The following is a 2211-nucleotide window of genomic DNA, read 5'->3' as shown; positions in this document are numbered from 1 at the left end:
GGGGTCTCCTCGTTTTCAGTGCAATAAGTGACGGTACGAAAAGCTAGCACTGGCGCGGAGGTGGTGTTGGTAGATCGTTGATTTCATTGACTTTCCTGTTCACTTTCAAATCTGCGATTCGTGGCGTCAAACCGTGGTCGGTTTCATCCATTGGTGCCAGTTATCGATGCATTTGGCCGCGAAGGCAGGATTTGGTCAGCATAGCGGTCAACCGGGAAGCGAAACACACCCCGCAAGTTGATGCTCTCCAGCCTGGTGGGCGCAATCTTCCCGATCAGTTCCGGTGGAATGACCTGGCGGCGGTTCGACCAGCGATCCAGGACCGCCTGCATCTGTGAGGTATTCCACGCCATCACGATGTTGGCCATCAGGCTCAACGCATCGGCCACAGCCTGCATTTCATCGACACGTTTGGCCTGCGCCGGGCTGATCCGGCCGGTATAAATGGCGCGCTTGAGGGCGTTAACAGCCTCGCCCCGATTGAGCACCCGGCGCAACTCGTTCCTGAAAGCGTCCTTGACAAAGTAGTCAGCCAAAAACGCCGTACGCAGCAACCGCCCCAATTGCACGCCAGCCTCATAGATTGGATCGCCCTGGGCGGCAGAACCGAACCGCGCAAGAGCTGCCACCGCACTGGCATGTCCGCTCATGACCGAGGCTGCCAGGTGCACCAGACTATCCCAATGCTTTTCGATCAAAGCGACGTCGACATTGGCTTCGCACACCGCAGCGATTTCTGCGGGCACTTTGGTGCCGCGTGGCACAAAGAGGTGGCGCTGTTTGAGTTCCTTCAACCGCGGGCAAAGATCAAAACCAAGCAAACGGGCATGTGACATGGCAAAGTCGGTGTAGCCATGGGTATCCACAGCAAGCTGGCTGGTCTCCAGCTTTTCTTGGCGGATGACACCTTCAATGGCCACGCCCGCCTGGCGCTCATTGAGCACAAAGGGCTGCGCATGGAAGATGCCCCACCGGTCTTTTACATGGGAGTAGATTCCAATGGAAGGTGTGTTGCGCCGAGGATCAAGCCGGGCTTGCCACACCCGTTTGGTGGTCTCCATGCTCATCATGTCAGAAGATGCCAAATCGGACCGCCCCCAGGTGGCGGCAATCGGGTGTCGCTGCATGAATTCCAGCACAGCCTGGCAGGCCTGGCTCAGACGCCGTTCGTCCCGCGCCCAGCGCATGGCCTGGCGAATGCTGGTGGCAGACAATTGCGGAATCATGCGCGCGCATTCGACCGCAGTCAGACTGGTGCCGTGGGCCATGATGCCGGCATAGACCATCAGCAGCTCGTCGGTAGAGCGCGGCTCACGTCCGAGCATGATCCAGCTAAAGCGCACCTGGGCGTCAACGGCCAGAATCACTTCCGGCAATTGAACCTCACCGATGCGGTGATCCAAAGCCGCGCGCAGCTTGGTCACTTCTGGGTCTTCGTCCTCTGCGGGCAATGGCGACAAATGGAGTTCATCATCCACGCGCAGTACGCCACTGCGGGCTGCAGCGGCCACCGCATCGACACCGGCAGTTACTCTGGCCAGCAAAGGCTTCAAGAAAGTGGCAGCCTTGCTGGGTAACGATAGACGGGCATAGTGTTTCTTGGACTCTGCCTGCCAACGCTCGTCCGTGAAGAACAAGCGCGCACGACCCCGAAAGCTCAGGCTGTGCTCAATCCAGACCGAGCCATTGCGCACCGCGCGGCGCAGGGCAAACAGGGTGGCCACCTCCAACGCCTGAAACGCCCGTTCCCGGTCTGGGCTGGAGATCGAAACCTGCCAGATCATTCCCAGACTTGGTGCCACCACTTCAACTGGCAGCTTTCTGGATCCTTTGAGATATAAAGCTTGCAGCTTGGCAAGGTACTCGATGGCAGGATGCTCGCCGGTGGCCTGCCAGGGCAGCTTTGCAATGGCGACGAGCAACGACCGCACGGGGCGAATTCCATCAATCAATCCCTCGCGGACCAGGGAGGCCCTGCTCGGTGGTTTGCGTTTCTGGGTTTCGGTGATCAAGGCTTCAAGACGGGCACGCAACTCAGCATCTGGCACCGCACCTTGCGCGCTCAAGGCAACAAGTTCGCCGAGCAGCGTTTTGTACATTGCGGCCCAATTGACGGTAGCGGGGACATCGGCGGCAGCCTGACGCCACAGATCGGCGATCCGGCGCTGCACCATAAGGATCAACTGGTCTGTGGTGGTGAACAGGCAATAC

The 2211-nt window shown here is 59.0% G+C and carries 1 protein-coding gene; it reads right to left on the bottom strand.

Translation table 11 applies throughout. The features are described from left to right. Positions 1-143: 143 nt before the first annotated feature. The coding region (locus tag BN948_RS25355; RefSeq protein WP_035624907.1) for a Tn3-like element IS1071 family transposase at positions 144-2211 on the bottom strand (2068 nt) is incomplete at its 5' end.

The sequence above is a fragment of the Hydrogenophaga intermedia genome (genome assembly GCF_000723405.1).
GTDB lineage: Bacteria > Pseudomonadota > Gammaproteobacteria > Burkholderiales > Burkholderiaceae_C > Hydrogenophaga > Hydrogenophaga intermedia.
The sequence above is the reverse complement of the archived record's forward strand: the minus strand, read 5'-3'. Positions and strand labels throughout refer to the sequence as shown.